At 59.3% G+C, this 24,769-nt stretch carries 24 protein-coding genes; 4 read left to right on the top strand and 20 right to left on the bottom strand.

Annotation, left to right across the window (positions count from 1 at the left end):
• Positions 1–9: 9 nt before the first annotated feature.
• The 11 genes from ACP8J1_RS03195 to ACP8J1_RS03145 form a co-directional block, all read right to left on the bottom strand.
• Complete coding sequence (locus ACP8J1_RS03195) at positions 10–525, bottom strand: DUF6912 family protein (RefSeq protein ID WP_023020784.1); 516 nt, start codon at positions 523–525, stop codon at positions 10–12.
• Positions 525–935, bottom strand: a complete 411-nt coding sequence (locus tag ACP8J1_RS03190) for an HAD-IA family hydrolase (RefSeq protein ID WP_023020783.1) — start codon at positions 933–935, stop codon at positions 525–527. The genes ACP8J1_RS03195 and ACP8J1_RS03190 overlap by 1 nt, the downstream gene beginning before the upstream one ends.
• A gap of 585 nt (positions 936–1,520) precedes the next feature.
• Entirely contained in the window at positions 1,521–2,339 is an 819-nt protein-coding gene (locus ACP8J1_RS03185; protein ID WP_023020781.1) for a hypothetical protein, read from the bottom strand.
• Positions 2,340–2,479: 140 nt separating this feature from the next.
• Positions 2,480–5,065: a preprotein translocase subunit SecA gene (secA, locus tag ACP8J1_RS03180; RefSeq protein WP_023020780.1), complete on the bottom strand. Its 2,586-nt coding sequence runs from the start codon at positions 5,063–5,065 to the stop codon at positions 2,480–2,482.
• A 247-nt stretch (positions 5,066–5,312) separates the two neighbouring features.
• On the bottom strand, positions 5,313–5,957 hold the full coding sequence (gene hpf / locus ACP8J1_RS03175; RefSeq protein ID WP_023020779.1) for a ribosome hibernation-promoting factor, HPF/YfiA family: 645 nt from the start codon (positions 5,955–5,957) through the stop codon (positions 5,313–5,315).
• A gap of 145 nt (positions 5,958–6,102) precedes the next feature.
• A complete protein-coding gene (locus ACP8J1_RS03170; RefSeq protein WP_232212580.1) occupies positions 6,103–6,591 on the bottom strand; it encodes a ComF family protein in 489 nt (162 codons plus the stop codon).
• Between the two features lie 177 nt (positions 6,592–6,768).
• A complete protein-coding gene (gene lpqB, locus ACP8J1_RS03165) occupies positions 6,769–8,508 on the bottom strand; it encodes an MtrAB system accessory lipoprotein LpqB (protein ID WP_284835970.1) in 1,740 nt (579 codons plus the stop codon).
• Complete coding sequence (mtrB, locus tag ACP8J1_RS03160; RefSeq protein WP_198010447.1) at positions 8,505–10,295, bottom strand: MtrAB system histidine kinase MtrB; 1,791 nt, start codon at positions 10,293–10,295, stop codon at positions 8,505–8,507. Before mtrB ends, lpqB begins: the two co-directional genes overlap by 4 nt.
• Before the next feature lie 68 nt (positions 10,296–10,363).
• Positions 10,364–11,056, bottom strand: a complete 693-nt coding sequence (gene mtrA, locus ACP8J1_RS03155; protein ID WP_023027822.1) for an MtrAB system response regulator MtrA — start codon at positions 11,054–11,056, stop codon at positions 10,364–10,366.
• 3 nt (positions 11,057–11,059) lie between these two features.
• A complete protein-coding gene (locus ACP8J1_RS03150) occupies positions 11,060–11,674 on the bottom strand; it encodes a dTMP kinase (RefSeq protein ID WP_023020774.1) in 615 nt (204 codons plus the stop codon).
• Between the two features lie 67 nt (positions 11,675–11,741).
• On the bottom strand, positions 11,742–12,095 hold the full coding sequence (locus ACP8J1_RS03145; RefSeq protein ID WP_023020773.1) for a DUF4259 domain-containing protein: 354 nt from the start codon (positions 12,093–12,095) through the stop codon (positions 11,742–11,744).
• Positions 12,096–12,343: 248 nt separating this feature from the next.
• Between ACP8J1_RS03145 and ACP8J1_RS03140 the strand changes: the two genes are divergently transcribed.
• Positions 12,344–13,132 (top strand): hypothetical protein, encoded by a 789-nt coding sequence (locus ACP8J1_RS03140; protein WP_302518375.1) that lies wholly within the window; start codon positions 12,344–12,346, stop codon positions 13,130–13,132.
• Between the two features lie 253 nt (positions 13,133–13,385).
• Here ACP8J1_RS03140 and manA read toward each other — a convergent pair whose 3' ends face one another.
• Entirely contained in the window at positions 13,386–14,615 is a 1,230-nt protein-coding gene (manA, locus tag ACP8J1_RS03135; RefSeq protein WP_023020771.1) for a mannose-6-phosphate isomerase, class I, read from the bottom strand.
• Positions 14,616–14,621: 6 nt separating this feature from the next.
• A complete protein-coding gene (locus ACP8J1_RS03130; protein ID WP_023020770.1) occupies positions 14,622–15,644 on the bottom strand; it encodes a hypothetical protein in 1,023 nt (340 codons plus the stop codon).
• Between the two features lie 41 nt (positions 15,645–15,685).
• Between ACP8J1_RS03130 and cobA the strand changes: the two genes are divergently transcribed.
• The gene (cobA, locus tag ACP8J1_RS03125) at positions 15,686–16,423 is read left to right on the top strand and encodes a uroporphyrinogen-III C-methyltransferase (protein ID WP_023020769.1); all 738 of its coding nucleotides are present in this window, start codon (positions 15,686–15,688) and stop codon (positions 16,421–16,423) included.
• 111 nt (positions 16,424–16,534) lie between these two features.
• Here the strand turns inward: cobA and ACP8J1_RS03120 are convergent, their stop codons facing one another.
• From ACP8J1_RS03120 to ACP8J1_RS03105, 4 genes are read right to left on the bottom strand one after another with little or no spacing between them, the layout of a single operon-like run.
• The gene (locus tag ACP8J1_RS03120) at positions 16,535–17,584 is read right to left on the bottom strand and encodes a sulfite exporter TauE/SafE family protein (RefSeq protein WP_023020768.1); all 1,050 of its coding nucleotides are present in this window, start codon (positions 17,582–17,584) and stop codon (positions 16,535–16,537) included.
• Positions 17,578–18,264 (bottom strand): sirohydrochlorin chelatase, encoded by a 687-nt coding sequence (locus tag ACP8J1_RS03115; protein WP_023020767.1) that lies wholly within the window; start codon positions 18,262–18,264, stop codon positions 17,578–17,580. Before ACP8J1_RS03115 ends, ACP8J1_RS03120 begins: the two co-directional genes overlap by 7 nt.
• Positions 18,265–18,273: 9 nt before the next feature.
• Complete coding sequence (locus tag ACP8J1_RS03110; RefSeq protein WP_023020766.1) at positions 18,274–18,525, bottom strand: hypothetical protein; 252 nt, start codon at positions 18,523–18,525, stop codon at positions 18,274–18,276.
• Positions 18,522–20,198, bottom strand: coding sequence for a nitrite/sulfite reductase (locus ACP8J1_RS03105; RefSeq protein WP_302518382.1), 1,677 nt, complete (start codon positions 20,196–20,198; stop codon positions 18,522–18,524). The genes ACP8J1_RS03110 and ACP8J1_RS03105 overlap by 4 nt, the downstream gene beginning before the upstream one ends.
• A 252-nt stretch (positions 20,199–20,450) precedes the next feature.
• Here ACP8J1_RS03105 and ACP8J1_RS03100 point away from each other — a divergent pair, with 252 nt between their 5' ends.
• Positions 20,451–21,806, top strand: a complete 1,356-nt coding sequence (locus ACP8J1_RS03100; RefSeq protein ID WP_023020764.1) for an FAD-dependent oxidoreductase — start codon at positions 20,451–20,453, stop codon at positions 21,804–21,806.
• Here ACP8J1_RS03100 and ACP8J1_RS03095 read toward each other — a convergent pair.
• A complete protein-coding gene (locus tag ACP8J1_RS03095) occupies positions 21,803–23,170 on the bottom strand; it encodes a phosphomannomutase/phosphoglucomutase (RefSeq protein WP_023020763.1) in 1,368 nt (455 codons plus the stop codon). The two genes, ACP8J1_RS03100 and ACP8J1_RS03095, sit on opposite strands and share 4 nt — an antisense overlap.
• Positions 23,171–23,224: 54 nt before the next feature.
• Positions 23,225–23,692, bottom strand: coding sequence for a DUF3499 domain-containing protein (locus tag ACP8J1_RS03090; protein ID WP_023020762.1), 468 nt, complete (start codon positions 23,690–23,692; stop codon positions 23,225–23,227).
• Positions 23,693–23,787: 95 nt separating this feature from the next.
• On the opposite strand from ACP8J1_RS03090, the gene ACP8J1_RS03085 reads away from it, so the two are divergent.
• Complete coding sequence (locus ACP8J1_RS03085) at positions 23,788–24,258, top strand: metallopeptidase family protein (protein WP_023020761.1); 471 nt, start codon at positions 23,788–23,790, stop codon at positions 24,256–24,258.
• A gap of 80 nt (positions 24,259–24,338) precedes the next feature.
• Here the strand turns inward: ACP8J1_RS03085 and ACP8J1_RS03080 are convergent, their stop codons facing one another.
• Positions 24,339–24,587 carry a WhiB family transcriptional regulator gene (locus ACP8J1_RS03080; RefSeq protein WP_005528147.1) on the bottom strand — a complete coding sequence of 83 codons (249 nt, stop codon included), beginning with the start codon at positions 24,585–24,587 and terminating at the stop codon, positions 24,339–24,341.
• Positions 24,588–24,769 lie beyond the last annotated feature (182 nt).

Here is a 24,769-nt window from a genome sequence, read left to right as displayed (position 1 = left end):
CCTTCAGTTTTAGAGCAATTCTACGAGGAAAGGCAGTTCGCTGGGGTGATAAAAGGCCATAAACTTATCCAGCGCATCTCCCACGGCCAGCTCCGCGTCCTCATCGCCAAGGTCTGCGGTGTCAATAGCCTCGATGGCCTTCGCGGTGGTTTCTTCGGATTCCGCAATATCCACGTGGATGGCCGCTAGATCGTCTTTGCTGAATTGCGCCGGCTGGAGTTCTACCACCGGCTCGCCCATATCCGGTCGCGGGGTGATGACAGAATCATCCAAGTCCACGGAGATGACCACGCGGCGATGCGGGAACTTTTCTTCATCGCCGATGGCCAGAAGGCGCATAGAGGCCATAGATGCCTCGAGGAATGCCGAGTAGGCAATCTCTTCTTCATCGCCCTCGGTATAGAAATCCTGCAGCGCTGGTGTCACCATGAAACCCCAGCCGGAGCGCGCAGAAAGGGAACCGGTTTCTTCCAATTCCGCCAGCATGGCGTAGGTTGCGGGAATGTAGACGCGGGCTTTAGCCACTAAAACTCACCTTCAATATCGAAGACAGCCTGGATTTCTACGGAAACGCGATCAAAGCTGGTGTACAAAAAGCCCACCATGCCGGTTTCCACGGCGGCGCGGACGTTGAGAATAGAATCATCAACCATGACGCAATCATTGAGCGGAAGCTCTAGGGCATCTGCGGCCGCCTGAAATGCAGCGACCTCTGGCTTTTCCGCCCCAACCTCACCAGAGAGAATAACTGCATCTACGTTTCCGCGGTACTCCCACTCGCGAATGTGCTCCGCGCCTGGACCGCCCGGGTCATTGGAGAGGATGGCGGTTGCCGCGCCATTTGCCTTGGCGGCGGCCAGCAGCGCCTTCCAGCGACGGTTATCTTCTTCGGTGCCGTCGAGGACGCCGACATAGTCAACGATCAGACCACGCATGTACTTAAATCCTTTGGTTACGATTTTCTCTTTAACTCCCCGAGAGTATAGCGAACCGCGCGCGCATTCGCGGCCACCCCTTTCAGGAAACCCTCAGAAATGGCGGCCGCGAGCCGGGCATGAGACAATTATCACGCGTCCGCCTCCTGCCCTTATTCAGGAGCACTACTTCCCCATCATGTACGAGCCCATCCCTGGCTACTCACACCTCAAACTCTTCCTCGCGCCTCATCGCGTGCGCTACGGCCGCTTGCCGACGTCCGCGGAGGTCGCCGCCCAACACCGCATCCAAGGCTGGGTAATCTTCGCACTCGAGGTTGCTGCCGGCTATCGGCCGCTAGCTCACCTCAATTCCGCGCGCTATTCGGACGCAATCCGGCTGCATATTGGCTCGTGGGTGCGCCAACGCTCCAGCCCCTACACCACGGACAGATTGCAATTGACAAGCCTGCACGCGCGCTCAAACGGAGAGTATTTCGGCTCTGTTTATATAGGTCAACAGCAGCATGCTTTTACAGGATCAGCCAGTCACACGGGATTAACCTCGTTCCGCTTGCTCTAAGCTATGCGAACGGACCTCACCGCCTAGGAAATGAACTGGCCGAGTTGAGAAAGAATATCGGACCAGTTCAGTGCGGACCATCCAATTCCGGCAGCGCTTGCTAGCGCCGCAATACCGGTAGTCAGCAGACCACCTTCCAGGACGGATAGCCCGGAATTGTCATCAGCAGTGCCATCCGCGAGTACGGTATTCACACCACGGTGGGTTGCTGCGGCCTTTTCCAAGGGAGCATTGACCTGCTTGGTGATAGTGACGATATCGCGCAGCGCTGACGCGTAATCCGAGAACTCATCCGGGAAGGCGGAGCCTGTATCCCCGGTGGCGGGCCTCTGTGGCCGCGGAGAAGACTCTGCATTGCCTGCAGTGGACTGCGGCAGATCCTTAGTGAATTCACCCAGCTCGGCGCGAATCACCGCCTGGGCATAGTTGGCACCCAGCACGTCAAGGTAATCCAGCACGGCAGCTTCGGTGAACTGCTTGCCTTCCCGCGATTGTGGACGCGCTTCGGGCTCCCACGGGAAATCGAGCGGTGTGGCATAGATATTGCCATCGGCGCGCGCAGTATTGAGCCGGGATGCGCCAAAATAATGGTCAAAGGCAGCATCCGCTTTCTCCTGCGACAAAATTCCATCTGCCACCAACGCTTCCTTACGCTGGGTAGCGATAGCCAAAATGGCCGCTGCCGCGTTGTCCTGTTCTAGTTTTTCGCCCGAGTCCAAGATGATGCGCAGAGAAGACGCAGAGTCGCGCTGCATCTCATACGCCACGGCTGGGGTGGCGCCACCAAGCAAGGTAGCAGACAGAAGCGTCGTAATTCCTAGACGCAAAGAACGGCGACGCATCGTCAGTGGAGTTCCTCACAGGAAAAAAGCAGATTGGACAAGATTCTTATATTCTACTCATTTTTCCCTAAAAAGAAACCCGCCCCGCTCCCACTTTTAAGAGTGGGTGCGGGGCGGAGTTTGAGAAAGAACACCGGGTTTTAGGCCTCTACGGTATCCCCACCGTTGTTGTTCGCAGCGGTCGAAGACTCACCGGCCTGTTCCTCTTCCTGCTGCTTGAACTGCTTGCGCAGCATAAAGAGCTGGCGGACGGTCTCTTCCTTGACGCCTTCGTTCATCGCATTGAACATCTCGCCGCCCTCCTTCTGGTACTCCACCAGCGGATCGCGCTGCGCCATCGCGCGCAGGCCAATGCCCTCCTTGAGGTAGTCCATCTCATAGAGGTGCTCACGCCACTTTTGGTCAATAATCGGCAGGATGACCATGCGCTCGGTATTGCGCATCTGCTGCTCGCCGCCAATTGCGGTTACAGATTCCTCGAGCTTGTCATATTCGTTATTGGCGTCTTCTACCAAAGCGTCGCGAAGCTGCTCAGCGGAAAGCTCGCCTGGGGAACCATACTCGGAGCCTTCGACCAGTTCCTCGTGGGGAATGGTGGGACCGTACAGGGAATCCAATGCGTTCCACAGCGCATCTAGGTCCCAATCCTCCACGTAGCCGGTGGCGGTAGCGCCGGCGACATAAGCGGAAACGGTGTCATCAATCATGCCGCGGATATTGTCCTGAATATCGCCGGCATCGAGGATATCGTGGCGGGTAGCGTAGACCACCTTGCGCTGCTCGTTAAGCACCTCGTCGTACTTGAGAACGTTCTTACGCATCTCAAAGTTCTGGTTCTCCACCTGCGCCTGGGCGCCCTTAATGGAGTTGGAGACCATCTTGGCTTCGATTGGAACATCGTCCGGCACATTGAGGCGATTCATCATGTTCTCCATGGACTGTCCCACGAAGCGCACCATCAACTCATCGCGCATGGACAGGTAGAAGCGAGTCTCACCCGGGTCACCCTGGCGGCCAGTACGACCACGCAGCTGGTTATCAATGCGGCGCGACTCGTGGCGCTCAGTACCCAGCACGTAGAGTCCACCGGCCTCGCGGACCTGGTCACCCAACTTCTTGGAGTGTTCCTTTTCGGCATCGATCTCTGCCTCCCAGGCCTCCTGGTACTTTTCCTCATCCTCGAATGGATCTAGGCCGCGCTCACGCAGCTTCTCATCGAGGATGACCTCGGGGTTACCACCAAGCACGATATCCGTACCACGGCCGGCCATGTTGGTAGCCACGGTTACGGTGCCAGGACGGCCGGCACGGGCGATGATCTGGCCCTCTTCCTCGTGGTGCTTAGCGTTGAGCACGTTGTGCTTGATTCCCCGCTTGGATAGCAGCTGGGACAGGTACTCGGAGCGCTCCACAGAGGTGGTACCTACCAGTACTGGCTGACCGGCCTCGACGTGCTCAGCAATATCGTCCACCACGGCGGCGAACTTGGCTTCCTGCGTCTTGTAAATGCGGTCAGAGTGGTCCGCACGCTGATTTGGCTTATTGGTAGGAATCGGCACTACGTCCAGGCCATAGATGGAATGCAGCTCGGCGGCTTCGGTCTCTGCCGTACCGGTCATGCCGGAGATCTTCTCATAGAGGCGGAAGTAGTTTTGCAGGGTAACGGTAGCCAGCGTCTGGTTCTCGTTCTTGATCTCTACCTGCTCCTTGGCCTCGATGGCCTGGTGCATGCCTTCGTTGTAGCGGCGGCCGGCCAGCACGCGGCCGGTGAAGCTGTCGACGATCATGACTTCACCATTGCGGACGATATAGTCCTTATCGCGGGTGAAAAGCTCCTTGGCCTTCAAGGCGTTGTTCAGGTAGGACACCAGCTGGGAGTGCTCCGGGGCGTAGAGGTTATCGATGCCGAGCTGATCCTCTACGTATTCCACGCCCTCTTCCAGCACACCGATGGTGCGCTTTTTGTGGTCTACCTCGTAGTGGATGCCTTCGCGCATGCGCGGTGTCAGCTGGGCGAAGACACTGTAGAACTGGGAGGAACCGTCTACTGGGCCGGAGATGATAAGCGGGGTTCGGGCTTCATCGATAAGAATCGAGTCAACCTCATCCACGATGCAGAAGTTGTGACCGCGCTGCACCACTTCATTGAGGGAGCGCACCATGTTATCGCGCAGGTAGTCAAAACCTAGCTCGTTATTGGTGCCGTAAGTAATGTCGCAATCGTAGGCAGCCTTGCGCTCTGGTGGGCGCATCTCAGACAGGATGACGCCTACGGACAGGCCGAGCCAGCGGTGGACACGGCCCATCATCTCCGCGTCGCGCTTTGCCAAGTAATCATTGACGGTCACGATGTGGACGCCCTTGCCCTCAAGCGCATTAAGGTAGGCAGGCAGGAGTGAGGTCAGGGTCTTGCCCTCACCGGTGCGCATCTCGGCAACGTTGCCGAAGTGCAGGGCCGCGCCACCCATGATCTGCACGCGGTAGTGCTTTTGATCGAGGACGCGCCAGGCAGCCTCGCGGACGGTGGCAAATGCCTCGAGCAAGATGTCATTCATCACTTCGCCGTCTTTAAGACGAGTTTTGAACTCATCGGTCTTTGCCTTAAGTTCTTCGTCCGAAAGCTCCGCGTACTTATCCTCAAGGGCAATTACGTCGTCTGCCATTTTGCCCAGGCGCTTGACCGTACGGCCCTCGCCCGCGCGCAGCAGCTTGGAAAGTCCAAACACGGTTAGTTAGTCCTTCTAGTCGCGACAATAAAGTTAACTCGTCGCTATTGTACTCACTCGCATTCACAAAGCACCTTCCGCCTAGCGCATAGGGCATGCGCGCAACCTTCATCTGGCATATCTAAGCCTTTAAAGCCGCTTGCCGACGTCGAACCTCCCCCCCACCAAGACACCATTTCCCTTGATACGAATTCGACCCCGCTGCAGTTATGCAGCGGGGTCATTACCTCAGGAAAGTGCGAGCGCTTTAGGCCTCCGCGTCTTCAGCCAGGGAGATAAGGCCATAGTCGAAGGCGTGGCGGCGATAAACCACGGAGGGCTTATTATTCTCCTCGTTAACGAAGAGGAAGAAGTCGTGGCCAACCAGCTCCATCTCGCTCAAGGCATCATCCACGCTCATCGGGGTAGCCGGGTGCTCCTTGGTGCGCACAATCTGGCCGGGACGAACATCCTCGACGGTCTCAGCATAAGGGTCAACGTAGCGCTCTTCCTTGGCGCGCTGTGCCTCAGCCTGTGCCACCATCTCAGCGGCAATCTCTCCGGTGCCCTTTTGCGCGCGGTGACCGCTCTTGACGTTTTCGCGGCGCACCTTCACCTTGCGCAGGGAGCGCTCCATCTTGCCCAAGGCGGTCTCGAGCGCAGCGTAGAAAGAATCTTCCTTTGCTTCGGCACGGGCGATGTGTCCCTTACCCGTAGCGGTGATCTGGATGCGATCCGCTTCAGAATCGCGGCGCGGGTTCGGCTCGTGCTGCAGCTCCACGTGGAAGAAGGTCAGGGTGGGGTCAAGGCGTTCAATCTTGGCCAGCTTGTCATTGACTCGCTCTTGAAAGTGATCAGGGACCTCGACATTACGGCCCGTAATCGTTACCTGAGCTTTGTTTGGCTGGGACATTGAAATGCCTCCCTTGAGTAGTGGGGACTGGATTCAATCACAGTAGCTATCTCTCTGTGACACTCCTCATGGTATCACTGGTTATGACCTGACAGGGCGAAATTTTTTCCCGCTCCCCTACCTCGAGGGTAGATCCCGCCTTTATCTAGGCATCCGCAAAGACCAATGCTCCACATACTTCTACGCCCGCGGCCTGCAGGGCAGCAATGCTCGCGGCTAGGGTGGCGCCGGTGGTAACGACGTCGTCGGCAAGCAGCGCAGGGGCGCGAGCAATGGGAGCATGAACGCGGACTCGCCCCTGCAGGTTAGCCCACCTATCCTGCGCGTTAAGCTCGGACTGATCCGCGGTGGACTGCCCCATGGAAAGAGCCGCGCACACGCCCACGCGCTGCAGCTGCGCCGCTGTATGGCACACAGCGGCCACAGGGTCTCCCCCGCGCGCCCGCGCCGAGCGCGGACGGGTAGGCGCAGGAACAAGGGTGAACTCGCGCGGGATATCACCACGGGCACTCAGATAGGCCAGCCCAGCTGCAAAGACGGCCCCGACATACTCGCGAACCGGCTGGTTGCCGCGCTCCTTCATGCCAATGATGATGCGGCGGCGAATATCGGAATAAGAGCCAAGGGCATACACGGGCGCCCCCAGCAGCCGGGGCCGTGCTACCAAGTAGGGCGGGTGCCGCAAGTGCTCGCGGCAGTGTTCACACAACACCTCGCCCGGCGCGCCGCATCCAGCACACGCGCGCGGAAAAATAAGCTCCCCCAAGCTCATCGTGTTGCCTCCCCCCTAGCCGCACAAGCCTTCCGACGGCTAGTTAGAAACGATAGGGGAAGAACGCCGGCCCTGCAGCCCAGAGACCTCACGCCAGTTGGTCTCATCCATCACGGTGGAAGGTAGCTCAAGCATGGCGTGAGAATCAGTGATGAAAAGCTTGGTGGGCGAGGAAGCTACAGCCACCACGGGGGCGGTGATATTACCGGTAGGCATGGTCGAAGCCGAGGAACCATCCTGCTCGATGCGCCAGACGGGTGACTGGCTCGAGGAGGTACCAACGATGAGCGAGCCATCCATATTCCAGTCCAACGATAGCGCCGAACCGGAAACTTCTGGGCCGACCTCGCGGGCGTTGACGATGCGCTTATCCCCACTGCTGGATTGGGCAACCGCCGCGATATACACGTGCCCATCGATAACCATGGCCACGCGGGCACCGCTATGGGACAAGCGGATGACGGAGATTTCGCCCTCAATATCGTCAATGCTGCGGGCATCCACCTCGGATTTGGAGATGCGGCCCGTGGTCTTGGAGCGCACCACGCGCACGATGCGATCTCCGTCAACCACAGTCCACGCGGCTTGCCCGTTGTATTCAAAGGTCGGCCGTGCCAGCGTGGGACCATCCACCGCATCCTGCAGCTGGCCATCGAGCTCGCCTATCTGCAGGGAGAAATCATTATTGGATTTGCGGCGCACGGCCGCAACGAGGCCGCTATCGGCCACATCCACGGACTGCACGTCTCCGCTACTGCCCAAGGTGGATTGAACGGGCTCGGCCACGCCATCGTCTACCTCCAGCAGGTTGCCCTCATTAAGGGCGTAGAGCTTAGACAACGCGGTGCTGCTTTCTTCCGGGTTATAGTCCGCAAAGTCATCCACGCTCAAGCTATCCATACCTTCCACCAGGTCACCGCCATCGGCCTTGACCTTAAAGGGACCGGTATGGCCGGCTTTGCTAAGCGTCCACACCAGTTGGGCGGCAAAGAGAGTGCGGTCGTGGGCGTCCAAGTCCACTAGGCCTTCGAATTGGTAGCCTTGCTCGCGGTCATAGCCGGCATAGGTAACATTCTCCCCCGCCGCACGGCGGGTGGCAGGGGCAATGCTGGCCGAAGGCCCCTCCATCAACAACGTGATAAGCGTCGACTCCGATTCTTCGCCCCCCTTATACAACCAGCGACGATCCGGAACCAGCGCATCGTTACTCTGCTTATAGAAGTACAGCGATTGCGGGGCGTAGTGGTTGCGCATTTCATTGCGCTCCATCACCACTCCGGCCGGCAGGCCATCGACGCGCCACCTATCGTCTTGCATCTTCATGTAGATGACTGCCTCATAGCCCTCATTTTCCGGGACATACGCGCCACCGGATTTCAGGCGGCCGATAATAGTGCCACGTACTGTAAAGGCGCGTTCATTATCTTTCGAGCTTTGTTTATTGGCGGGCGCAGTAACGATATCCAGGCTATCGACCACCATCACATCGCCGCTGGCGTCCCATGCACCACGGGCAGTATCCGTAAGAAAACCACGGGCGACTTCGTGATCATTTCCGGGCACGGCCGAAGCCTGATAGAAATCTCGCAACGTCAGATCCGGGTCATCGCCCGGTTGCGGTGCAATAACTTCCCCAGGACTGTCTTCCTGTCGCTGGTAGGTCCCTACCACCTGCGGCCCGGTGTCACTCGGCAGAGTGGAACAACCGCTGACAAAAAGCACGACCGCTGCGGTACTAAAGACCGCGGTTTTGCAATAGTTGCTGCTGAACACGCTCACTTCCTCCTCCCCTCAAAGTCCGGGGCCTTATAGGCGCGCCTATCTGGGGCGGCCGCACCACGGTTGAGCTCTCGTTCCGAGGGCCATAGGATGCCATCCCCCTCCGCCTGGCCAGTGGTAGTCTTATCGCTCTTTTCGACGCGCGGTGAGCTCATCCCGGATGCAATGGCAGGCGTAGCAGAGGCGGGTTCGACACCCGGATTATCGGTGCTAGAGTCCTGCGCTTCTGGAAGTTCAACTCCGGCATCTGGGGTCGATTCCGGCAACGAGCCGCCTTCCGCAGGGTTGTTTACGGGTGCGCCAGGGATCTCCACGGAGATGGGTTCTTCTCCCACCTCGGTATTTGGAGTGCGCGGAATAATGAGCCGGAAGCGCGAGCCAAAGCCCTCGTAGCCGTTGGCATCCAGCGTGCCACCGTGCAAGACGGCGTCCTCGCGGGCGATAGCCAGCCCCAGGCCGGTGCCTCCGGAGTGGCGTTTACGGGAAGAATCCGCGCGCCAAAAGCGGTTAAATACCAGCTCTTCCTGGCCCGGTTTCAAGCCCACGCCATGGTCTGTAACGGTAACGCCCACCGCGGTTTCCGTGGTGGCGACATCCACCGCTACCGGATTGCCTTCCGAATGGTCGATGGCATTGGCCAAAAGATTGCGCAAGATGCGCTCAAGGCGGCGTGAATCGGCTTCGACGGCGATGCGCTCATCCGGCAGGTTGAGCTGGACCTCTACGTTGAGCTCGCGAGCCAAATGTTCGACTTGCTCATAGGCGGACTCCACGCAGGAGCGCAGATCAATGGCGGCGGTAGACAGGTCCGCCACGCCGGCATCGTGGCGAGAAATCTCTAGCAGGTCCGCGAGCAATTCCTCGAAACGATCGAGCTCGCTTGACATCAGGCGGGAAGCTCGCTGGGCGCCGTGCGGCAAGCTATCGCTTTCGGCCTCAATCATGTCCGCGGCCATGCGCACGGTGGTCAATGGGGTACGCAGCTCATGGGAGACGTCGGAAGTAAACTGCCGCTGTAAGTCGCCGTATTCCTCCAGCTGCGCAATCTGGGAAGAAAGTTTATCGGCCATGTTATTGAAGGACGCGGCTAGGCGCCCCATCTCATCGTCGCTATCGACGGCCATGCGTTCCTTCAAGTGACCAGCCGCCAAGCGCTGTGCAATGCGCGAGGCCGAACGAATCGGCGTAATAACCTGCTGGGTCGCCAGCCAGGCAATGCCTACCAACAGCACCACGACGACCACACCGGCCGCTGAAAGCAGGCCGCGCATCAACGCCATGGTGGATTCTTCCGATTCCATGGACAGTGCCAAGTAGACCTGGGTATGCGGGATATCGGTATCGGTAGGTGTTCCTACCAGCAGGGCGTTGTAATGCTCACCGTTTTCCCGCGGAGCCGGGAAATACTGCTGCGCAATCTGACCCTGATCCACCATCTCCCGCAACTGATCCGGCACGGGGAAACCTTCTGGCGAGGTAATAACCGAGCCATCCTGGTTTTCCACCACGATGACCGGTTCATAAACCGCCTGGGCATCGCCCTGCTGGGCAGAGAGCTGGCCTAGTGCCGCACGTGCAGAATTGATGCGTACCTGCACCGAATTGGCGGAACTGGTGGCATCAATCTGCTGTTCCACGGCCGTGCGGGCACGCTCCAGCTCTTGCTGCGCCACGTCTTCCTTTTGGCTAACCAAGCGCTGAGTCAGCACAGAAACCAACGCGTAGGCCAAGATGATCATGACCACCGAGGAAGCGACCAAAATCATGCCAATGACGCGCGCCTGCAAAGAGGTACGCCACGTTGTAATGAAGGCGTCTCGAATACGCCTTAAACGCTCAATGATGCCGATGGTTCTTACTCCCCGGCGCCGGGCTTACCGGTCTTATACCCCACGCCACGCACGGTCAGCACAATCTGCGGATCCTCCGGATCATGCTCGATCTTGGCGCGTAGGCGCTGCACGTGGACATTAACCAAGCGCGTATCAGAGGCATTGCGGTAGCCCCATACGGACTCCAGCAGCGACTCACGCGTATGCACTTGGCCAGGGCGGCGCGCCATCTCCAGCAGCAGGTCAAATTCCAAAGGAGTCAAGTTCAGTTCGGTACCATCCGTGCGGCGCACGGTATGCTCCGGCACGTCAATGATGAGGTCCGCTACTTCCAAAATTTCAGACTCCGCGGAATCGGTGCGGCGCAAGCGCGCGCGAATGCGGGCGATGAGTTCCTTGGGTTTAAATGGCTTGGTGATGTAATCATCCGCGCCGGATTCAAGGCCTAGCACCACATCGACCGTATCCGTCTTGGCGGTCAGCATAACGATGGGTACGGAGGATTCACGGCGAATGGCGCGGCAGATATCCACGCCGTTCATGCCCGGCAGCATAAGGTCCAGCAGAATGAGGTCCGGCTCGTGTTGCTCAAAGGCGGGCACGGCGTCATTGCCGTCCATGACCGGAATGGGCTTAAGTCCCTCAGACTCGAGCACAATGGTCAGCATCTCCGAGATAGCCGGATCGTCATCGACTACCAAAATCTTGGGCGCCACGTTTTATTCTCCTACAAGGTCTTTTATCGCTGAAATTATAGTATCCGCATCGGCGGTGACAATCCAGCGTCCACCCCAGCCCGCATCTGCTAGGCGCTGGTAGGCCGCGGCGGTGCGTTCCTGCAATCCGCCATCGCGCTCGTAGCGGTCACGCTCCCGGTTGGCATCTGCTTGGGCTCTTGCCTGCGCTCTTTCCGACGCCACTTCTACCGCAGTATCCAGATAAACCTGCAGATCCGCTTGCGGCAGGCCTAAAGTGCCAAATTCCAGATCATGCACCCAGTCCATGACGGCATCGTCTTCGAGTCGCGCCGCCGAATATGCCGCATTGGAAGCCACATACCGATCCAATAGCACCACGGCGTCCGTACCCTTAGCTCGCTGCAATTGGTCTTTTACGCCGTAACGATCCAAGGCAAAAAGAGTTGCCATGGCATATGCCGAATCTGTCAGGTCACCCATTTTTCCGTAGAGCGCCTTTTGGGCGAGCTGGGCGTGAATCGATTCTGCATAGCGCGGGAAGGCGATGACCTCCACGGGTCGATCCAACGACTCCCTGATTGTGGAGACCAGCGTATTCTTACCGGCACCGTCGATGCCTTCGATGCTGATAAGCATAGGTGTGGGGTACCTTCCCTTCTATTTTGTCTGGCATGAGGCCACTGCTGCGGGCAGTAGGTATGGCTTAGGACAGGGCCTCTATAAACGCTTCGAGGTCATATTCTTCCTCGACATTTTCTAGTACCTCGAGGGCATTTTCCGTCAAGGTTTCGCTGCCAGACCCCACCAGCTCCCTAATATAGGGGTAGTCTTCAACAACCTCGCCCGCACTGAAGGGCGCGCCAGCCCAAATGGCAGCGATGGTGGCTGCTGCTTGCGCGTTCTGTTCCTCTTCTTCACTGAGCTGTGGCTTGCTATGTGCTACTTCGCAGGCATCCTCAACGGCGCGAATTACCCCTTCTTCATCGAGGTTTGCCATTTCTTCCAAGAAATCGACGTTGAGGTCCGTGCTGAAAATATCTTCGTCCCAAGTACTCACTTTTTGACTCCTTCGGTGCTTTCAGCGCCATTTATACACGCTTTCCCAGCTAAAGAAAGCACGCAATGAAAAGGTTTGCAGGGCATCCTACATCCGCGAACTGGCGTTTTGTTGGCGTATCACAGAATCGCAACGCCGTAGCAATGTTTCCTAAACATGATAGTCTCGTTACCAACTTGTTACCGCGGTGCTATACCGCCACCTCCTATGGGGTTAAATCAGCCCACCTCACAGAAAGGACAGCCACGATGAAGCCAGATTCGCGCCGCGTCTACGTGTTCATTGTGGCCGGACTGATAGCCGCGGCCGTCGTCGGATTCACAGTCTGGCGCATGAGCTCGCCGAGCGCTAACTATTCCAATGCCGCGGATCAGTCCGGGACCACCTCCGTCTCCCCGACGCACACTGCGGCCGAGGAAACCACCACTTCTCCCACGGACCATTCGCCTTCAAACAAGCGCTCTGCACATGCGACAAGCTCTACAGCTTCGTCCGGCGATTCGAAGCACCACCAGCCGCATAACAGTGATCCGTATCTAGCCCCCAATGCGGTCATGCACCCGCAGGCGGCTACCCAGCCCACCAAGGTTTATCGTCCGGAGAATATTTCCCCACAAGGAGCCTCCTCGCAGGGTATGGGCAGCATCCAGGGTGAACAAGACACCGGCCAAGGCGTTCTGCGCCCGACGCCTGATTACCCAAGCAATCAAAACGGCTCGCAGGCTACCGGTTCCCCACAGGGCAACAACGGCGGCAGTGGCGGCACCGCTCCGCAAACCACCACTGCCCCGTCCGCTCCGCAGCCTTCCCCGACGCAGCCTTCGGAGCAAAATGGGACGGGCACAACCACTGGTGAGAACAAGCCCAACCCGGACCGGGGACAACTAACCGAAAACAAGCAGCAAGAGGTCGCAGAGGCAGAAGTACCACGCGACGATCAAGCCGCCGCAGAGCAGCCTTCTGCCGAGCAGAACCAAGAGCCGACCGATTTCGTGCCGACCAAGCAGGCGCCGCGCACAGCAGCCGCTTCGCACTAATCCATAGCCCACTGCGCAATTAGCTGAATACAAAAAGCACGTTTCCTCGATTCTGAACGCGAATTTCGAGGAAACGTGCTTTTGTATGCGCCGGACCATTAGAGCTGTGAAAGAAACAGCCATATGAGGCACTCGCGCAGCGACGAAAGCGGCGGCAGCGCGCCGGAATTGAAATTCCACACCTCGCCTGAACCCCGGCGAAGAGGGGTTCGGCAAAGCGCGCTGGTGCGCAGGCGAGCCAAGCGCAGGCGGGCTAAGCGCGGGCGACGAAGAGGTCGGCGGCGTCGGATGCCGCAGTGGCAGTGACTCGCCCCTCAGAGGCAGGCAACCAGACGGCTTGGCCGGGGGTCACGGTGAGGGTCTTGCCGGCGGCATCAGTAAAGGTAACGGAGCCTGCGGTGCACAGGGCGATGGTCGGGCCATCGTAATCAAAATCCACAGAAGATGCTCCGCTAAGCTCTACACGGTCTAGCAGGAATTCTTCAATCGGGACCGGGTAAGACCATGCGGCGGCATCGTGCACATTATTCTGAGCGGACTTATCCTGCTGTTGAACACGCGGTTCATCGGCAGCCGCGTAGGTGAGAACCTTGACTAGTTCGGGAACGTCAACGAACTTGGGGGTAAGGCCGCCGCGCAAAACGTTATCGGAGTTGGCCATAATCTCTACGCCAAGGCCGGAGACATAGGCGTGCAGCTGGCCCGCATCTAGGTAGACGGCCTCGCCGGGAGAAAGTTCGATGTGGTTAAGCAACAGTGCACCCAATACACCGATATCGCCCGGGTAACGCTGGTTGAGTTCCAGCACCGTGGACATTACACGGGACTTCCAATCGGCCGGGTCCGCGGCAATAAGGCGCTCACCAGCGGAGACTATGGCGGCGATGAGTTCCTTGCGCTTGGCGGACGGGATGGTAATCCACGTGGTAAAGAGAACGCGAAGGTTGGCGGACTCGGTGGTTACCGAGGGGTCCTCGTCCAGCATGGCAACGTAATGATCCAGCTCGGGGCACTCCAAGGCAGCAAAAAGCTCGCGAGTGCGCGCCAGCGGGCGGAAGCCAGCCATGGCATAGAAATCCGTGAGCGCAACGATAAGCTCGGGCTTGTGGTTATCGTCCTTGTAGTTGCGGTTGGGTGCGGTGAGTTCAATCCCAGCGGCATTCTCGCGGGCAAAACCTTCCTCTGCCTGCTCCTTCGACGGGTGCGCCTGTAGGGATAGCGGCTCCTCGGCCGCTAGCACCTTGAGGAGGAAAGGCAGGCGTTCACCGTACTCGGCGGAAACGCGGCTGCCTAGCTGCCCTGCTGGATCCTCCGCAATGACCTCATTGAGAAGGCGGTCATCCACCGTAGACGGGTCTCCGGGGTGGGCGCCGAACCACAGCTCTGCGACGGGCTTTTCTGAATCGGGCTGACCCTGCAGGTGTGGGATGAGGGTACGCGAGCCCCAGGAATAGTTGCGGGTGGCGCTGTGCAACAGCTGCATGTGTTTCTATCCTTTAGAAATCTCGTAGGCGGTCGCGGAGAAACTCCGCGTAATAAGCTGCAGTGAGCGGGCAAGATGCCCGAGGCCCGGTTCCGGGTCAATGCTGCGGACTGCAAGCGAGTTGGGCAGGTTCGCCTCTTCCTGCCCCCAGAAAATCACCTTCAAGGGTACCAAAGCATCCGTAGTGCCATCGCCATCAATGAAGGGGTCAAAGAAGAGATCATTTGCTCGGGAGCTATCGGAATCTCGGTCGAGTGCGCGTCGCAATTCCGCAGGGTCCACGAAAGCGCTCGGCAGGCCATGCACCGCCCAGATGGTCGCAGCCATACGAGCGACGAGGGCGTCGATCTGCACGTGCTCACGCCGCTCAGAAAAGGAATAAGGGTCGAGCACGCAGGAGTGGATGATGCGGGCGCCTTCGATAAATTCGCGCAGTTGGCGGCCCGGATTGGTAGTGGCATCGCGCTCAGGGGAAAGCTGCGCGAGTTCGCGGTCCACGGCTGCAGCAAGATCCTCCAGGATCTCTTTCACCGCGGTCGGGTCCTGGTAGAGCAGGCAGCACAGAGCATGCAGTGCGGCGATGTTGTGGGCAGGCGAACTGCCCTCTGCCGTAGGTAGGCAGGGGGCGATGAGGGTATCGTCCGGGCAGTCCTCCACGAGCGGGCCCTTGGCCGGGCCAATCAAAACGGTGGTGGCGCCGCGCTGGCTGGCGGCAATTAATGCGCGCGAAGCCCAATCGCATTCGCCGGTCTCGCCTACGACAACAACCACGTCCAATGCTCCCACGTAACGCGGGAGCGATTCGGTGACGACGAGCGGGATTCGCAGCGGCTCTGCAAGGCCGACACCCAAGTGGGCGGCTTCCCTGGCAATCGCATCGGTGGGGATTATGACCAGCGAGCGAGGATTAAGCCCGCGGAGCGCCTCGCTCCAAAGCTCCACTTCTCCGGCCAATAGGCGGATTTGAGCGCCTTCGTGCGCGACATCAAAAAAGCGCACGGTTTCGGCATCATAATTACCGGTATCCATGTGGCTTAAGCATAGTCGGGCACCCACTAAGATGGAGTCCCATGACTTCGGCACAGATCCATCCCGTGACCCTCATTGGCGGCGGCCCCGGCGCGTGGGACCTCATTACTGTACGCGGCATGCGCGCCTTGCAGGATGCAGAGGTTATTCTCGCCGATCACCTGGGACCTACAGCGCAGCTCGATAGGCTGTGTGATATTTCTTCCAAAGAGCTCATTGACGTCTCTAAACTCCCCTATAAGAAGTCAATCTCGCAGGAAAAGATCAACGAGTTACTCATCACTCATGCCCGCTCTGGCCGCAAGGTAGCCCGCCTTAAGGGAGGCGATCCCTTCGTCTTTGGGCGCGGATTTGAGGAAGTTCAAGCGCTGGCGGAAGCTTCGATTCCCACCACGGTCATACCGGGCGTAACTTCAGCTATTTCCGTTCCCGCAGCCGTTGGCGTTCCGGTAACTCAGCGCGGCATCGTCCACGGCTTCACGGTGGTTTCCGGGCATCTACCACCCGGCCACGAGAAATCCTTGGTGGACTGGGAAGCTCTCGCCCGTTCTGGCGCCACGCTGGCGGTCATTATGGGGGTTAAGAATGCACCGGCGATTGCTAGCACGCTTATTGCAGCCTCCCTCTCCCCTTCCACCCCCTGCGCCATCATCCAAGAAGGCACGCTTTCTACCGAGCGCGCTTACCGCTGCACCTTGGCCACACTGGCGCAGACGATAACAGAGCACGATATCTCCTCGCCGGCGGTCTATGTCATCGGCGAGGTGGCCGGCCTCTAGCGGGTTCAGGGTAGCAAGACTCGCATAAGCCCTAACCCCACTTTCGGCCGCGTTCCGCCTACTGCAGCCAAACCTTGGTCTATTGCCTGGCCAAAGGCCGCAGTCGATGCGCTACATTCGGTCCGAGGCGGGGCTTTCGGGCGCCTTATCCTGCACGATGGTGACACCTGACCTGCGCGAACCGTGGAAGTGATGGGCGGCGGCGACACGCTCTGGGTAATCCGGGGCATGAAAGTCCGCGTGGGCGGCTTCCTCAGCGTTTTCTGCTTCCAATTCCGCTGCACGGGCACGCGTAGTGCGCAGCGTGCCACGAACTGTTGCGGCCGCACCAGCAGCGACCACGACGGCGATGACTATCGAGGTAACTGCTGATGGCACTGACCAGCCAAAGTAGGTCTCGGCGCCACCGATAACCTTGCTGATATTAAGCCCTACGATGGCCGTGCCCACCAATCCACCAAGCAGGACTGGGTTGATACGGGAGATGAGCCACGCAGCGATCGGAGCAGTGATGGCGCCGCCGATGAGAAGCGCGATAACGGCGGCAAGGTTGCCGACGATGTCGTGCCAGAGGCCGACGATAAAGCCCGCGGTGGCACCCAAGGTCACGAGGAATTCGGCGGCGTTGACCGTGCCCACAATGCGGCGCGGCTGCTCCCGACCAATGGCCATAAGCGTGGAGGTCGACACGGGACCCCAGCCACCGCCACCGGTAGAATCGACAAATCCGCCCACCAGGCCAAGGCCGGCGAGAAACGGAGTGGAATGCGAGCGCTTGTAGGCGGAACCGCGGCGGCGCGGTTGGGAGAACCGCCAGATGAGGTTAGCACCAATGCCTACCAGGATGAGTGCGGTCACCGGTGCAGCAGCGGCAGTGGAAATATTCGAAAGCAACGTGGCCCCCACAAACGCGGCAATACCGCCGGGGACGCCAAGGCGGACCACCGTCTTCCAGTCCACGTTGCCGAAGCGTGCGTGGCTCAAACCGGAAATGGCAGTGGTGCCAAGCTCAGCGGTGTGCACGACGGCAGAGGCCTGCGCGGGACCTAGGCCGGCAAGGAGCAGCATCGTGGTAGACGTGACGCCGAACCCCATGCCGATGCCACCGTCCACGAGGTTGGCGGCCGCACCGGCGAGGGCGATGAGAATGAGAGTTAGCATGGCGCGAATACCTCCTGTGCACCGCGGCGTGCATGATGAAAACGATCTGCGACGAGGCCTGAAATATCAGTGCCGAGCGGGTGCTCAACGGTCGCGGGAACACCCGCCAAGCGGTCTAGGAGCAGCCCCTCGGTGACAAAGAGCGGTATGACGCGCACGCGCTTAGGGTCCGCATGCTCGCGGCACAGGCGCACGATCCCCTCGCGGCCACCGCGGGTAGCAAATTCCACCGTCGCGGGTACGCCGGTGAGCGCGAAGGTGCGGTGGGCGAGCTCACGTATGGCATCATTCGCCGCTGAATCGGAGGAACCAACGGAATAGATGACCACGTGGGCGTCGCCAGGCCGGGTACGAGAGGCGAGCACACGGGCGAGGTCCTCGCCGGTGCCGAGGCCTGCGGCGAGGTGGAGGGACAAGTGTGAGGTCTGGGAGGCTGCGGCAAGCGCACGCGGAACATCAACGCGCTGGTGATAACCCTGGGTGAAAAGCAGGGGAACCACGATTGCCTCGGTCTCCCCCATCTGGGCAAGCTCGAGCGCGGCCGCGGTGAGGTCGGGCTCGTTGAATTCCAGGTGCGCCGCGCGAGCTGGACGCAAGCCCGTGGCCTGGGTCAAACGCTCAATTCCGGCCGCAGCACCCGGATGCCGTGAACCGTGGGACAGGGTAATGAGTGCGGGCATGGGGCATCCTTAAGCCTTTGGCGCCGTGGTGTGGCCGCGGCGGGCAAGCGAGCGCTTCAGTGCTTCGTTGGAGGACACAGCCGGTGCAGGGGCTACCGGGGCATCGTCCTGGCCGTGGAAACGCACGGAGAAAATCCGCAAGCATTCCTGGCATTTCCAGGCAAAATCGTCTTCCTCGTCCGGAAAGAGGTCGGTTCCGGCGCAATACGGGCAGAAGCTGGGATGGTTGCGGTTGGGATTGGGCTGGCGGCGAAAATTCACTGCAAGTCCTCCTCAGCTGCGCGCAAAACCCAGTGGCGGAACTGCTCACCTTCCTCGCGCTGCTCCTTGTATTTGTTGACCAAGCGGATGACGTACTCGGGCACCTCATCGGCCACGACCTTGTGGCCACGCAGCTTGCGGCCCCAGTCCGGAGACAGGCCAAGGGCGCCGCCTAGATGGACCTGGAAACCCTCGACGCGGTTGCCCTCGGAATCAGTGACGATCTGCCCCTTCAGGCCCATGTCTGCTACCTGTGAACGCGCACAGGCGTTGGGGCAGCCGTTAAGCGCGATGGAAATCGGCACATCCAGATCACCCAGGGTGTCTTCCAGGATGTCCACCAACTCGATGGCGCGGGCCTTGGTGGTCACGTGCGCGAGCTTGCAAAACTCCAGCCCGGTGCAGGAAATGACGCCACGGCGAAACTCGGATGGCTGGGAATACAGTCCGGTCTCGTCGAGCGCACAGGATAGGCTCGGGATGTCCTCTTCATCGACGTCGAGGAAAAGCAGCTCTTTCATCGGGGTAGTGCGAATACGGCTAATCCCAAATTTCTCAGCCACGTCTGCGATAGCGATGAGCTGTTCGCCGGTGGCATGGCCCACGGTAGGCTTCACGCCCACGTAGAACTTGCCGTCCTTTTGGCGGTGCACGCCAAGATGATCGCGAGAGCCGGGCTCGACTTCCAACGGGACGCCATCCAGCAGCGGCTCATCTAGGTATTCCTCTTCCAACACCTGGCGGAACTTTTCAATGCCCCACTTAGCCACCAAGAACTTCAGGCGGGCTCGGTTTCGATTACGGCGGAAGCCGTAGTCACGGAAGATGCCGACCACACCGGCCCACACCTCAGGCACGCGTTCTAGGGGAACCCAGGCGCCGAGGGACTGCGAGAGCATCGGGTTAGTAGAAAGGCCTCCGCCAACAAAGCAATCGAATCCAGGGCCGTACTCTGGATGGTTCACGCCTACGAAGGCGACGTCTTGTATCTCGTGTGTGACGTCCTGACGGGAGTTGCCAGAGATGGCGGTTTTGAATTTGCGCGGTAGGTTATGGAACTCCTCACGCGGCAGATAGTTATTTTTGATCTCTTCAATGGCCGGGGTGGCGTCAATAATTTCATCTTCTGCCACGCCCGCGACAGGCGAGCCCAGGATAACGCGGGGCACGTCGCCGCACCCCATAAGCGTGCTCAGCCCCACCGACTCAAGCTTGTCCCAGATGGTGGGCACATCCTCGATACGAATCCAATGCAGCTGGATATTTTGGCGGTCCGTGAAGTCCGCGGTAGAGCGGGCATAATCACGCGAGATCTCACCCACAGCGCGCAGCTTGGCGGGATCGGCGCGGCCACCATCGAAGCGCACGCGCATCATGAAGTACTCATCCTGCAGCTCAGCGTTAGAAAGCTTAGCGGTCATCTCACCGCCCAAGTTTTGGTTGCGCTGGGTATAAAGGCCCAACCACTTGAACCGAGGAGCTAGGTCATCAGAAGGGATCGAGGAAAATCCTTGCTTGGAATAGATATCGATGACGCGCTGCTTGGCAGAAAGCCCACCATCCTCCTGCTTAATTACCTCATCGTTATTGAGGGGCTTGGTACCGTCAATCTTCCATTGGCCTTCGGGCTTCTTGGCGCGGGGAGTGCGCTTGGTATTAGTCGCGGTGGTCATGGTGTAGATCTCAACCTGCCTTTCCTAAGTATTGAAAGACAACCTACCCGTCTAAATCAGACAGACAAAGCGGTCTTTTTTATTTTCAAGTAAAAAATCGCCATAAACTGCGCAAAAGTCAGAATAATTTTAGAAACTAATTCTTAGCCTTGCCGCAATCTAGACCAGACGGTTCAATTGCCAGAAAGATAAAGCTAAGAAAATGAACCCAGCGGTCTAGCCCCGCGAGAAAGAGAAAGGCCTTCGCACAACATGAATCAGCCCTTAAAAGTAGCCGTGATCGGTGCCGGTCCAGCCGGCATCTATGCCTCCGACATCTTGGTAAAAAAGACCGGTGGTGAGGTACAGATTGACCTCATTGAGCAGATGCCCGCCCCCTTTGGCCTCATCCGTTACGGCGTAGCACCGGACCATCCGCGCATTAAAGGCATCATTAAATCCCTCCACCGCGTACTCGATACGGAGCAGATTCGCCTGCTGACCAACGTGCACATCGGCCGGGATATCACCGTCGATGAGCTGCAGCAGCATTATGATGCCGTGGTCTTTGCCACCGGCGCCGTGGGCGACCGCCACCGCGATATCCCCGGCGCGGACCTCGACGGCGTGCATGGTGCCGGCGAGTTCGTGGGCTTCTACGATGGCAACCCGCGCTTCGAGCGCAATTGGGATCTTTCCGCCACAGAGGTCGCAGTCATCGGCGTGGGTAACGTGGGCCTTGATGTCTCCCGCATCCTGGCCAAGACTGGTGACGAGCTCAAGGTGACCGAAATCCCCGATAATGTCTACGATTCCCTGGCCCAGAACCAGGCCGAGACCGTGCGCGTCTTCGGCCGCCGCGGCCCGGCGCAGGCCAAGTTCACCCCGCAGGAGCTCAAGGAGCTGGACCATTCCGAGTCCATTAATGTCGTGGTTTCCCCGGAGGACATTGACTATGACGAGGCTTCGCTGGCCGCGCGCCAAGAAAGCAAGTCCACTGACTTGGTGTGCCAGGTGCTCGAGCAGTACGCCATTCGAGATCCGAAAAAGGCACCGCACACCCTGCAGATTCACCTTTTTGAGCAGCCGGTGGAGATCATGGGTAAGGACGGCAAAGTCAGCGGGATTAAGACCGAGCGCACCGCCCTTAATGGGGATGGCAGCGTGCACGGTACCGGGAAGTTCACCGAATGGCCGGCGCAGGCGGTCTATTTCGCCACCGGCTACCGCTCCGATGCGGTCGATGGCGTGCCCTTCAACCAGGACAAAAACGTCATCAATAACGATGGTGGCCATGTCATCGATGCGGCCGGCAAGGTAGTTCCGGGCCTGTACACCACCGGATGGATTAAGCGCGGGCCAGTGGGGCTCATTGGCAATACCAAGTCCGATGCCACGGAAACGATTGGCATGCTGCTTGCCGACGCCGCCTCCGGCACCCTCCCCTCCCCTTCCAGCGACGCAGATATCACCGAGGTCCTTAGCGAGCGGGGAATCGAATACTTGACGTGGCAAGACTGGCAGCGTTTAGACGCGGCCGAGCGCGCACTGGGCGAACGCGAGGGCCGCGAACGCAAGAAGTTCGTGGAGTGGGAGGACATGGTCTCCCACTCGCGCGCCGAGGTTTAACGGCGGATGATGGCGAGGACTTCGTCGACGATGGCCTGAACTTCGTCGGCGGTCTTTGCCTCTACGTTGAGGCGTAGCAGCGGTTCCGTATTGGAGGCACGTACGTTAAACCATGCCTCGGTTCCCTTGAGCTCGACGGTCACACCATCCAGCTCATCGACGGACTCAATTTTATCCGCCAGCTCATCCAGCACTGCCTGGGTAGCGGCTTTCTGATCCTCCACGGTGGAATTGATCTCACCAGAGGCTTCATAGCGGGAGTATTCTGCCATGAGCTCGCTTAGCGGCTTATCGGACTGTCCGAGCGCTGCCAGCACGTGCATAGCGGCAAGCATGCCGGAATCAGCATTCCAGAACTCCTGGAAGTAATAGTGCGCGGAGTGCTCACCGCCGAAGGCGGCCTTGTGCTCAGCCATCTGCGCCTTAATGAAGGAGTGACCCACGCGGGTGCGCACTGGGGTGCCGCCCTTTTCCTTGATGAGCTCCGGCACGGTCTTAGAGGTAATCAAGTTGTGGATGATGGTAGCGCCGGGGAACTTATCCAAGTAGCGTCCTGCCACCAACGCGCAAATGGCAGACGGGGAAACAGGCTGGCCTTTTTCATCCACGACGAAGCAGCGGTCCGCATCACCATCAAAAGCCAAGCCAATATCGGCTTTCTGCTCCACGGTGAACTTCTGCAGATCCACCAGGTTCTTCGGGTCCAGCGGATTAGCCTCGTGGTTCGGGAAGGTACCGTCAAGTTCGAAGTACAAATCACGAACCTCGAAAGGCAGGCCATCGAAGACAGCCGGCACGGTGTGGCCACCCATACCATTGGCGGCATCTACAGCCACGACGAGAGGCTTGGAATCCTCCAACGGCACCAGCTTGCGTAGGAAGTCCGCATAGCCAGCCAGAATCTCCTGCTCTGCAATCGCACCTTCAGTGCCGGTGTACTCAGGGGTGCCTTCAATAAGCATCTGCTTAATCTGCCCCAAACCAGTCTCCTGGCCCACAGGCACTGCGCCGGCACGACAGAGCTTAATTCCGTTGTACTTGGCTGGGTTGTGGGAGGCGGTAAACATAGCGCCCGCGCACTCCAGGGAACCAGCGGCGTAGTAAAGCTCGTCGGTAGAGGTCAGCCCCAACAGGGTCACATTGAGGCCCTGCGAGGTCACACCCTCAGCGAAGGCGCGCGCCAAAGACGGTGAGGAGGGACGCATATCGTGGCCGACGGCCACGGTATTTTCGCCTTCCTCACGCAAGATGGCGGCAAACGCAGCGCCCGTATCGCGCACGAAGTGTTCATCGATGTCTTCGCCCACCACGCCACGGACGTCATAGGCCTTAATTACTGCATCAAGCTGCTCACGAGTTCGCATACCCAGCAATAGTACTCTCGCCCGCAGGGAAACTACTGCACTGCGGGGTCCGTGTCAGTCCAGTTCCGATTCCGCCGGCGTTATTTCATCGGGTACAACCGAAAGGTGGGCACGGCGGGCCTTTTTGGCATAAGCCACGCGACGGGTACGAAAGACCGGGTGATTCGAATTAGCTGGGTCAGCGCCATCAAAGGTCGCGGAATAGTCGATAGGGTCTGCCCCCGAACCGGCGCTACCGTCATCGACCAAGCCGGTGGTCACGCGGCCGTCTTCCTTGACCGCTTCTGCCAGGGCCATCAGATCGTCTTCCTCATCCAGCTCGATGCGATCGACGCGCACCAGCTCCCAGCCCACCGGAGCCGAGATGCGATCGCGGTGCGTGGCGCACAGGTCCCAACTGTGCGGGTTCTCTTCTTCCGCCAGCGGGCCGACCACGGCCGTCTGGTCCGCGTACGCATAGGTCAATGTCGCCACGGCGGGGCGGCCGCAGCCTGGGCGGGAGCAATGGCGAGAAATAGTCACAGCGCATAAGTCTAAACCCTTAGTTGAGATTTAGATAGTCTTCGCCCCGGCGTGGCTCCGCTAAATCCAGACCACCTGCGCCTTAGAATCAGGGCATGACCGCCGCTCGCCCGCACATCCGCCCCGCCCGCGACCGACACGGCCACGGCATGCGCGGACCCCTCCTCCCCCAGCAGACTCCGCGCTACCGCAGCGCGCGCGAGCACTTCGACATGGCCGTCTTGGAGGCCTATGCCCCCATCCAAAACTCCTTCGCCCCGCAATTGCGTGGCCTCGACCTAGCCGTAGACACCATTCCGCGCATGCGGCTCTCACCCGATATGACCGTGCTCCCGGATGAGATTATCGCCGATGGGCCGGTCCCCCTCGGGCGCGTGGTTCCTGCCGGCGTAGACTCCGCCGGCCACCCCACGCGCGCCCGGTTGGTCATTTTCCGCATGCCCATCGAGCAGCGCGCTTCCACCCCGTCCGAGCGTTCCGAGCTTCTAGGTACGGTTATTACCGCGCTCGTGGCGAATTATCTCAACTTGGACCCGGAGGAAGTGGATCCACGCTATAGCTGGTAGCCACCTTCACGATATGACCCAGCAGAAAGGCCCTGGGCCGCACGTCATGTGCTTGCCCGGGGCCTTTCTGGACACCTTAATTATCCAATCTCGCGCTTGAGGCGGCGGCGCTCACGGTCCGATAGCCCGCCCCAAATACCGAAGCGCTCGTCGTGCTCCAACGCGTACTCCAAGCATTCATCACGCACCGCGCAGGCCTGGCAAATGCGCTTAGCCTCACGGGTAGAACCTCCCTTTTCAGGGAAGAATGCTTCAGGGTCCGTCTGCGCGCACAGCGCTTGGTCCTGCCACTCCTGCTCGACGGCACCGAAGAGTTCATCGAGTGACATCTCTGCAGCAGCACCGCCACGGAGAATGGCGTTGTTATTAGCCATTTTGTCCACGCCTTTTCCTTTCTCCGAGGTTGGGTAATTCTAATCAGTGCAACCGACCGTACACCACATTCCCTTTGGGTAACCCCGCTGGGCCGGTGTGGAAGTAACGGCGTCGGCCGCTGTTTCTTTCACTGATG

The organism is Corynebacterium sp. LaCa_205, assembly GCF_057458085.1.
The sequence above is the reverse complement of the archived record's forward strand: the minus strand, read 5'-3'. Positions and strand labels throughout refer to the sequence as shown.

What these genes read in the sequence shown, in the direction of transcription:
- ACP8J1_RS03130 (WP_023020770.1), bottom strand. Translation starts at nt 15,644, where the DNA reads ATGGATACCGGTAATTATGATGCCGAAACCGTGCGCTTTTTTGATGTC.
- ACP8J1_RS03080 (WP_005528147.1), bottom strand. Translation starts at nt 24,587, where the DNA reads ATGTCACTCGATGAACTCTTCGGTGCCGTCGAGCAGGAGTGGCAGGAC.
- manA (WP_023020771.1), bottom strand. Translation starts at nt 14,615, where the DNA reads ATGCAGCTGTTGCACAGCGCCACCCGCAACTATTCCTGGGGCTCGCGT.
- ACP8J1_RS03150 (WP_023020774.1), bottom strand. Translation starts at nt 11,674, where the DNA reads ATGCTTATCAGCATCGAAGGCATCGACGGTGCCGGTAAGAATACGCTG.
- ACP8J1_RS03095 (WP_023020763.1), bottom strand. Translation starts at nt 23,170, where the DNA reads ATGCGAACTCGTGAGCAGCTTGATGCAGTAATTAAGGCCTATGACGTC.
- cobA (WP_023020769.1), top strand. Translation starts at nt 15,686, where the DNA reads ATGACTTCGGCACAGATCCATCCCGTGACCCTCATTGGCGGCGGCCCC.
- ACP8J1_RS03100 (WP_023020764.1), top strand. Translation starts at nt 20,451, where the DNA reads ATGAATCAGCCCTTAAAAGTAGCCGTGATCGGTGCCGGTCCAGCCGGC.
- ACP8J1_RS03185 (WP_023020781.1), bottom strand. Translation starts at nt 2,339, where the DNA reads ATGCGTCGCCGTTCTTTGCGTCTAGGAATTACGACGCTTCTGTCTGCT.
- ACP8J1_RS03190 (WP_023020783.1), bottom strand. Translation starts at nt 935, where the DNA reads ATGCGTGGTCTGATCGTTGACTATGTCGGCGTCCTCGACGGCACCGAA.
- ACP8J1_RS03105 (WP_302518382.1), bottom strand. Translation starts at nt 20,198, where the DNA reads ATGACCACCGCGACTAATACCAAGCGCACTCCCCGCGCCAAGAAGCCC.
- ACP8J1_RS03085 (WP_023020761.1), top strand. Translation starts at nt 23,788, where the DNA reads ATGACCGCCGCTCGCCCGCACATCCGCCCCGCCCGCGACCGACACGGC.
- hpf (WP_023020779.1), bottom strand. Translation starts at nt 5,957, where the DNA reads ATGTCCCAGCCAAACAAAGCTCAGGTAACGATTACGGGCCGTAATGTC.
- ACP8J1_RS03120 (WP_023020768.1), bottom strand. Translation starts at nt 17,584, where the DNA reads ATGCTAACTCTCATTCTCATCGCCCTCGCCGGTGCGGCCGCCAACCTC.
- ACP8J1_RS03140 (WP_302518375.1), top strand. Translation starts at nt 12,344, where the DNA reads ATGAAGCCAGATTCGCGCCGCGTCTACGTGTTCATTGTGGCCGGACTG.
- ACP8J1_RS03115 (WP_023020767.1), bottom strand. Translation starts at nt 18,264, where the DNA reads ATGCCCGCACTCATTACCCTGTCCCACGGTTCACGGCATCCGGGTGCT.